This window comes from Mesorhizobium sp. M7A.F.Ca.CA.004.12.1.1, from assembly GCF_003997835.1.
Lineage (GTDB): Bacteria > Pseudomonadota > Alphaproteobacteria > Rhizobiales > Rhizobiaceae > Mesorhizobium.
In genome coordinates, this window is sequence record NZ_RZRK01000223.1 from 1 (window position 1) to 8,233 (window position 8,233).

Here is an 8,233-nt window from a genome sequence, read left to right on the forward strand (position 1 = left end):
CTGCGGCTGAGGACGCTGGCCGCGCGCAACCGCGCATCCGCCCTACTTGGCGCGGTTGCGCGCGGCCAGCGTCCTCAGCCGCAGCGCATTGAGACGGATGAAGCCGGCGGCGTCCTTCTGGTCGTAGGCGCCGCGGTCGTCCTCGAAGGTGACCAGCGCATCCGAATAGAGCGTCTTCTTCGACTTGCGGCCGGTGACCATGACGTTGCCCTTGTAGAGCTTGAGGCGCACCGTGCCCTCGACCTCTTCCTGGCTCTTGTCGATCATCGCCTGCAGCATCAGCCGTTCGGGCGCGAACCAGAAGCCGTTGTAGATCAGCTCAGCGTAACGCGGCATGAACTCGTCCTTGAGATGGGCGGCCCCACGGTCGAGCGTGATCGATTCGATGGCGCGGTGGGCGGCAATCAGGATCGTGCCGCCTGGTGTTTCGTAGACGCCACGCGATTTCATGCCGACGAAGCGGTTCTCGACCAGGTCGAGCCGGCCGATGCCATTGTCGCGGCCAAGATCGTTGAGTGCCGCCAGCATGGTCGCCGGCGACAGCTTCTTGCCGTTCAGCGCGATCGGATCGCCCTTCAGGAACTCGATCTCGATCTCGGTGACGGTATCAGGTGCGTCCATCGGCGAAACGGTGCGCTGGTGGACGAATTCGGGCGGCTCCACCCACGGGTCTTCCAGCACCTTGCCCTCGGAGGACGAATGCAAAAGGTTGGCGTCGACCGAGAACGGTGCGTCGCCCTTCTTGTCCTTCGGCACCGGGATCTGGTGCTGCTCGGCGAAATTCATCAGGTCGGTGCGCGACTTGAATGACCAGTCGCGCCACGGCGCGATGACCTTGATGTCGGGGTTCAATGCGTAAGCCGAAAGCTCGAAGCGCACCTGATCGTTGCCCTTGCCGGTGGCGCCATGCGCGATCGCGTCGGCGCCGGTTTCCCGCGCTATATCGACCAGATGCTTGGAGATCAGCGGCCGCGCGATCGAGGTGCCAAGCAGATAGGTGCCTTCATAGACGGTGTTGGCGCGGAACATCGGGAAGACGAAGTCGGACACGAATTCCTCGCGCACGTCGACGACGCGGATGTCCTTGATGCCCATCATCTCGGCCTTGCGACGGGCCGGCTCGAGTTCGCCGCCCTGGCCGAGATCGGCGGTGAAAGTCACGACTTCGGCGCCGAGTTCAGTCTGCAGCCATTTCAGGATGATGGATGTGTCGAGACCGCCTGAATAGGCAAGCACGACTTTTTTGACGTCTTTGGCCTTGGACATTTCTACTCCGTCGATGGCGGACGCCCCAGCCTGGGCGTCACGGATTGTCGCAGCGCCTTTTAGCAGGAACGGCAGAGCGAGCAAGCACGCGTGCATGCACGGCTTCTGGTCCAGCGCATGGCCGGGGGCGGCCGGCAGCGAAAACAATCTGCTGCAATCAAAGGCTGCATTTGCTGGAGGGACTTAATCAAGTTTTCACGCCGTGCCGCTAACACTTACGACAAAGCCGCCTTGACCACGTTCCGGGCGGCTTCTTGCCTGCTTTGTCGTGGGTGTCCTCGGACTCGGGCCGTTCTTGATGCGCGTTATATCATGCATCGCCATGGAGCATAATCTGTGGCTTGTCCTGCTGGCGGCGCTGATGTGCGTCACCGGCTGCTGGGTGACGATCGGCCTCTTCGACCGTTCGAGGAAAACCGCCGGCGTGCAGATGAAGGGCTGGCTGTTCCTGACCGCGGTCGCCGCCGGCTCGTCGATCTGGTGCACCCATTTCATCGCCATGCTGGCCTACCAGCCCGGCGCGCCGATCACCTTCGATCCGGTCCTGACCATGGCATCCCTGGTCATCGCCATCATCGGCACCGGGCTGGGCTTCACCCTCGCATCCGGCAAGAGCCGGCGCCTGGCTCCGGAATGGGGCGGCATCGTCGTCGGCCTGGCGATTTCGTCCATGCACTACACCGGCATGATGGCTTATCATGTTGCCGGCATCGTCGAATGGGACGGCTCCTATGTCGTGGCCTCACTGGTCATCTCGGCCGTGTTCTCCGCCTTGGCCGTCGGCCATGCCGTGCGCCGGCCATACCGCTGGTCGCATTATCTCGCCATCGGGCTGCTGGTGCTGGCGATCGTCGGCCTGCATTTCACGGCTATGGCCGCGGTGGCGGTGACGCCGCTGTCCTTCATCAGCACAGGCACCAATCCCGATATTCTGGTGGCAATGGCGGTCGCCGTCGCCGTGGTGGGCCTGATCGTCGCGGCCACCGGCTTCGCCAGCTATCTGATCGATGAGCGTGGCCGTCTGGAGAGTTTCGAGCGGCTTCAGCATCTCGCCCTCAACGACGCCCTTACCGGCCTTCCCAACCGGGTCTCCTTCAACGACCGCCTCGACCATGAGATCGACCGGGCACGCGAGGGCGAGGACACAATGACGGCGGTCATCGTCATCGATCTCGACCGCTTCAAGGAGATCAACGACCTCAGGGGGCATGCGGCCGGCGACCAGGCGCTCAAGATCGTCGCCCGCAGGCTGGCGAAACTCACCGGCGAGGGCGAGTTCGTCGCCCGGCTCGGCGGTGACGAGTTCGCCGCGATCAAGCGCTTCAAGGATCAGAAGGACCTTCTCGGGCTGGTCTCGCGGCTGGAGAAATCCCTGTTCGAACCGTTGCGGCTCGACGATTTCGAGATCGCCGCGGGCGCCAGCATCGGCGTCGCCGTCTATCCGCGCGACGGGGCCGACCGCGAGCGGCTGGTCAGCAACGCCGATCTTGCCATGTACCGGGCGAAGAACGACGTCACGCGAGCCGTCTGCTTCTACGAATCCGCCATGGACGAGACGGCGCGGGCGCGCCGCGCCTTGGCCACCGACCTTCGCCAGGCGATCGACCGCGGCGAGCTTTCGCTGCACTATCAGGTGCAGACCTCGGTCCCGACCGGCGCCACCTGCGGCTACGAGGCGCTGCTGCGCTGGACCCATCCCGTGCACGGCATGATTCCGCCCGCTGAATTCATCCCGATTGCCGAAGAGAACGGCTCGATCATGGCGATCGGCGAATGGGTGCTGCGGACCGCGTGCCGCCAGGCGGCCTCGTGGGGCAATGGCCACAAGATCGCGGTCAATCTGTCACCGGTACAGTTCGCCCATGCCGATCTCGCCAAGCTCATCCATCAAATCCTGATCGAGACCGGGCTGTCGCCGAAACGGTTGGAGCTGGAGCTCACCGAATCGACGATCGTCGCCGACAAGGTGCGCACGCTGCATGTCCTGCGCCAGATCAAGGCGCTGGGGGTGACGATCGCGATCGACGATTTCGGCACCGGCTATTCATCGCTCGATACGCTGCGCTCGTTTCCCTTCGACAAGATCAAACTCGACCGCTCGTTCATGGCTGACGTCGAGCGAAGCCCGCAGGCCAAGGCCATCATCCGGGCGGTGCTGACGCTGGGCCGCAGCCTCGACATTCCGGTGCTTGCCGAAGGCGTCGAGACGCATGTCCAGCTCACCATCCTGCAGGTCGAAGGCTGCAACGAGGCGCAAGGCTATTTCCTCGGCCGGCCCAAGCCGATCGACCAGATCACCGGGGACGCCGATGTTAGCAACGATCAACTCGTCGCGGAGGAGCCGGCGAGGATGCGGCTGAGCAGGCAGGCATAGGACGCCGCGGCCGGCCGTCCAGCGAATGCCTTGCGGACGCCTGCTGGATCGACATCGGGTGGCTGCTGTGTCTGGCATCGTCATGGCGCATCCTGTATAGGCCTCCCAATTCCCTGGGGCCGCTCATGTCGTTCATTCCAGACACCGCCACGCTGATCCAGTTCGCCATTGCCACGGTCATCCTGGCGATCACGCCGGGTCCGGACATGACGCTGTTCGTCTCGCGCACGCTCAACCAGGGCCGTGCCACCGGCTTTGCCTCGATGGCCGGCGCGCTGTGCGGCACGCTGATCCACACCACGCTGGTGGTTGTCGGTGTCTCGGCACTGATCGTCGCCTCGCCGATGGCTTTCTTCGTGCTGAAGATCTTCGGCGCGGGCTATCTCGTCTTCCTGGCCTGGCAGGCGATCACCAGGGGCTCGGCCTTTTCGCCGGAGAAGAAGACCGGCCCCGAGATTTCGCTGTTGCGCAGCTGGGCGGCGGGACTCGGCGTCAATCTGCTCAACCCGAAGATCATCCTGTTCTTCATGACCTTCCTGCCGCAGTTCGTCTCCGCGCATGATCCGAACGCCCCGGGAAAGCTGTTTTTCCTCGGACTCATGTTCATCGTGTTGTCGGTCCCGGTGACCGTGCCGATGGTGCTGGCGGCGGAAAAGTTCTCGGCGGCGATGAAGGCCAGCCCGCGCGTCACGCGGGTGGTCGACTATCTCTTTGCCGGCGTGTTCTCCGCCTTCGCGCTCAAGATCCTGACGGCCCAGGCGAAATAGCGGCCGTCATCCTGCTCGACCACCATCGCCGGATTCTGGTTCGCCTTGCCACCAGCTTCCGGCCCAGCGCCCGGCGCTGAGCCAGTAGAAGATGCCGCCGACCATGCCGCCGCCGATCACCGCCATGATGGCGCTGGTGTCCCTGACCGTGAAGGCGGTGTCACCGCTGTGGTCGGCAAGCCCGAGGAAAACGCCGGCAACCGCCGCGCCCGCCAAGGCATAGTACAGCCAGTCTCGCCGGCCGAGGATCTCGGCAAGCAGGATGACTATGCAAGCCGGCATCAGGGCGAAATAGGCGACGAACAGGGCGACGAAGGGAATCGAGAAATACAGGGAAGCCGTCACCGCCGGTTGCGCTTGCTCCGGTGCGTAGCCGAGAGAGGCCAGGAACAGGATGTTGAGGAAGGCGCTCGCCGCCAGCGAGGCGATGGCATAGCCGAACAGGATGACGGTGAAACGGATGAGGTAGCCGACGAGACGGGTCATCCCAGATCTCGGCCCAAATCCCGGCGCATGCCCGACTTGCGTCCGGCCAGAAGCCAGTAGACCGAACCGGCGGCAATGCCGGCGGTGGCCAGGAAACCGAGAAAGCCCGGATTGAAGATAAAACTGCCGGCCGAGCGCGGCATGGACACGCCAAAGGCGATGGACGTGATCGCACCCGTGGCGGCAAAGTAGAACCATCCCCGAAGCGAAAACCATTCAGCGACAAAGAGCGCCGGGCCGACGATTAGCAGCGCGGCGATCGTCACGGTCAACACCGCGAGCGGGAAGGAACCCAGCCAGTCGAAAGCGAAAATGATGGACCAGTTGCCATCTTCCAAACCTTCCAGAAGAGCGATCAGCAGCACCGGGACCAGGATCGAGGTCAGCACGGCGGCGATATAGCCGACCGCCATCACGGCGAGGCGCTTCAGCCAGGCGACGGGGCGGCTCACGCCTCGCCGTGCCCCGCTATCATCATCGCTTCCAGCGCCAGCCGGTCGACCTTGCGCATGCGCTCGGAGTCGGACTTGAGCTGGCCGCAGGCGGCGAGGATGTCGCGGCCGCGTGGCGTGCGGATCGGCGAGGCATAGCCGGCGTTGTTGATGTAGTCGGCGAATTTCTCGATCGTCTCCCAGTCCGAGCACTGGTAGTTGGTGCCAGGCCACGGGTTGAACGGGATCAAATTGATCTTGGCCGGAATGCCCTTGAGCAGCTTGATCAGCCCCTTGGCGTCCTCGATGGAATCGTTGACATCCTTCAGCATCACATATTCGAAGGTGATGCGCTTGGCGTTCGACAGGCCGGGATAGGCGCGGCAGGCGGCGATCAGCTCCTTCAGCGGATACTTCTTGTTGATCGGCACAAGCAGGTCGCGCAGATCGTCATTGGTGGCATGCAGCGAGATCGCCAGCATGACGCCGATCTCCTCGCCGGTGCGGAAGATTTCCGGCACGACGCCGGAGGTCGACAGCGTGATGCGGCGCTTCGACAAGGAAAGGCCGTCACCGTCGGAAGCGATCAGCAGCGCCTTCTTGACCGCTTCGAAATTGTAAAGCGGTTCGCCCATTCCCATCATGACGATGTTGGACACTTTGCGGCCCTCGGCCGGCACGATGGCGCCGTCGGGCGTGTCGCGGTCGGGAAAATCGCCGAGCCGGTCGCGGGCGGTGAGCAGCTGGGCGAGGATCTCCTCAGCCGTCAGATTGCGCACCAGCTTCTGCGTGCCGGTGTGGCAAAACGAGCAGGTCAGCGTGCAGCCCACCTGCGAGGAGATGCACAGCGTGCCGCGACCCTCTTCGGGAATGTAGACAGTCTCGATCTCGACCGGCCGGCCGGCGCCGCGCGGCGGAAAGCGGAACAGCCATTTGCGCGTGCCGTCGGCGGAAATCTGCTCCTCGACGATCTCGGGCCTGGCGACGGTGAAGTGCTTGTCCAGTTCGGCGCGCAGATCCTTGGAAATGTTGAACATGCCGGCGAAATCGGAGACGCCGCGCACATACATCCAGTGCCACAGCTGCTGGGCGCGCATTTTCGCCTGGCGCTCGGGCACAGTGCCTGATGCAACCAGAGCCTCGGCGAGCTCGACCCGCGTCAGGCCGATCAGCGACGGCTTTTCGGGCTGTGCCGCGCGGGCGCGCAACGCGTCGCGGGCGCCGTCAGTGGTGAGATCGAATGAAAGGGTCATGGTTGCACTGATATAAGCGGTTTGCGGCCGATTTCACGCATCGTGCCGGAAAGGAAGCGCGGCGCATAGCACAGGTTGAGGGCAGAGTCATGGGTTGTGCCGGTTTAACCTCTGGCCTGCACGTGTTAGGGCTCGATACTCCCCGCTCGAGGACAGACATGGCCGGCACATCGCGAAGATATCCCATGCTGCGGCGTTCGCGCGCGATGTGGGGCTCACGGCGGGTGTGGCAGCCGCGCCTGGTGTTCTGGGCCGGGGCGCTTGGCATCGGTGTGATCAGCGTGCTGTTCGCGGTGCTGGCGGACAGGGCGCAGGAACTGTTTCACCTGATGACAGGAGACGGAGGCGGCTGGCGTTTCTATCTGCCGCTTGCCGTTACGCCGTTGGGTTTCGTGCTGTGCGCCTGGCTTGCCCACACCTTCGTTCCCGGCTCGCAAGGCAGCGGCATTCCGCAGGCGATCGCCGCCCGCCATCTTCGCGACGACGAGGACCGAAGTCATATCCTGTCCCTCAAGCTGGTGGTCGGCAAAATCATGCTCACCATCGTCGGCCTGTTCTGCGGCGCCTCGATCGGCCGCGAGGGTCCGACCGTGCAGGTCGGCGCGTCGCTGATGCTGCAGGCGGCGCGCTGGGGCGGCATGGTGCAGGCGCGGGGCCTGATTCTGGCCGGGTCGGCCGCCGGTATCGCCGCCGCCTTCAACACGCCGCTGGCCGGCATCGTCTTCGCCATCGAGGAGATGGGCCGCACCTACGAGGCGCGTACCAACGGGCTGGTGCTGACGGCGGTGATCCTGGCCGGCCTCGCCTCGCTCGGCCTGCTCGGCAACTACACCTATTTCGGCGTCGCCAAGGACACGATCTCGTTTGCCGCCGAGTGGCCGCTGGTGATCGCCTGCGGCGTCATCGGCGGCGGGCTCGGCGCGCTGTTTTCGCTGCTGGCGTTGAAGGCGACACGCCGGATCCGGCGCTGGAACACTGGGCAGCCTTTGCAGCGCGCTTTGCTGGTCGCGGCCGTCTGCGGGCTGCTGGTTGCAGTGATCGGCATCGCCTCGGGCGGGCTGACCTTCGGCACCGGTTACGTGCAGGCACGGGGCGCCGTCGAAGGCACGCCGCTGCCATGGTTCTTCTTTGCCGAAAAGTTCCTGGCGGGACTGCTGTCGATGATCTCGGGCATTCCGGGCGGCATCTTCGCGCCCTCGCTGGCGGTCGGCGCCGGCATCGGCAGTTCGCTCGGCCTCCTCTTCGGCGCCAGCACGGGGGCTGCGGCACTGCTCGGCATGGCCGGCTATTTCGCCGGGGTGGTGCAGGCGCCGATGACGGCTTTCGTCATCATCCTGGAGATGACCGGCAATCACGACAATGTCATCGCGCTGATGCTGGCCTCGATGCTGGGCTACGGTACGGCGCGGATGATCTCGCACGAGCCGCTCTACCACGCGCTGTCGCGTGTTTTCATCGCCGAGGCGATCCGGCGGCGGCGGGCGGAGGCCGGGCCGGGATCGGCGCAAGGCTGAAAGCAAAAAGGCCGGGCTTCGCGGCCCGGCCTTTCATTCAAAGCGAAGTGCGTGCCTGCACTCCTTGCCTATTTGCACTTGGCAATCGACGTCAGCGCCGCCGAAATACCTTTCAGCGAGAAGACATAGGAGGTGGGATTGC

General features: G+C 64.4%; 7 protein-coding genes. 3 read left to right on the top strand and 4 right to left on the bottom strand.

Features of this window, described 5'->3' with window-relative positions:
- Positions 1-42: 42 nt before the first annotated feature.
- Positions 43-1,266 carry an argininosuccinate synthase gene (locus EN984_RS14050; RefSeq protein ID WP_127271182.1) on the bottom strand — a complete coding sequence of 408 codons (1,224 nt, stop codon included), beginning with the start codon at positions 1,264-1,266 and terminating at the stop codon, positions 43-45.
- A gap of 298 nt (positions 1,267-1,564) precedes the next feature.
- On the opposite strand from EN984_RS14050, the gene EN984_RS14055 reads away from it, so the two are divergent.
- Together EN984_RS14055 and EN984_RS14060 are read left to right on the top strand one after the other, a co-directional pair.
- Complete coding sequence (locus EN984_RS14055; RefSeq protein ID WP_236382960.1) at positions 1,565-3,640, top strand: bifunctional diguanylate cyclase/phosphodiesterase; 2,076 nt, start codon at positions 1,565-1,567, stop codon at positions 3,638-3,640.
- 125 nt (positions 3,641-3,765) lie between these two features.
- A complete protein-coding gene (locus EN984_RS14060) occupies positions 3,766-4,407 on the top strand; it encodes a LysE family translocator (protein ID WP_127271180.1) in 642 nt (213 codons plus the stop codon).
- 6 nt (positions 4,408-4,413) lie between these two features.
- Here the strand turns inward: EN984_RS14060 and EN984_RS14065 are convergent, their stop codons facing one another.
- The 3 genes from EN984_RS14065 to rlmN are packed head-to-tail and all read right to left on the bottom strand — an operon-like array spanning position 4,414 to position 6,577.
- Positions 4,414-4,893, bottom strand: a complete 480-nt coding sequence (locus tag EN984_RS14065) for a hypothetical protein (RefSeq protein ID WP_127271178.1) — start codon at positions 4,891-4,893, stop codon at positions 4,414-4,416.
- Positions 4,890-5,306, bottom strand: coding sequence for a hypothetical protein (locus tag EN984_RS14070; protein WP_236382957.1), 417 nt, complete (start codon positions 5,304-5,306; stop codon positions 4,890-4,892). Before EN984_RS14070 ends, EN984_RS14065 begins: the two co-directional genes overlap by 4 nt.
- Before the next feature lie 35 nt (positions 5,307-5,341).
- Positions 5,342-6,577 carry a 23S rRNA (adenine(2503)-C(2))-methyltransferase RlmN gene (gene rlmN / locus EN984_RS14075; protein ID WP_127271171.1) on the bottom strand — a complete coding sequence of 412 codons (1,236 nt, stop codon included), beginning with the start codon at positions 6,575-6,577 and terminating at the stop codon, positions 5,342-5,344.
- Between the two features lie 158 nt (positions 6,578-6,735).
- Between rlmN and EN984_RS14080 the strand changes: the two genes are divergently transcribed.
- On the top strand, positions 6,736-8,091 hold the full coding sequence (locus EN984_RS14080) for a chloride channel protein (RefSeq protein WP_127271175.1): 1,356 nt from the start codon (positions 6,736-6,738) through the stop codon (positions 8,089-8,091).
- The last annotated feature ends 142 nt before the right edge of the window (positions 8,092-8,233 follow it).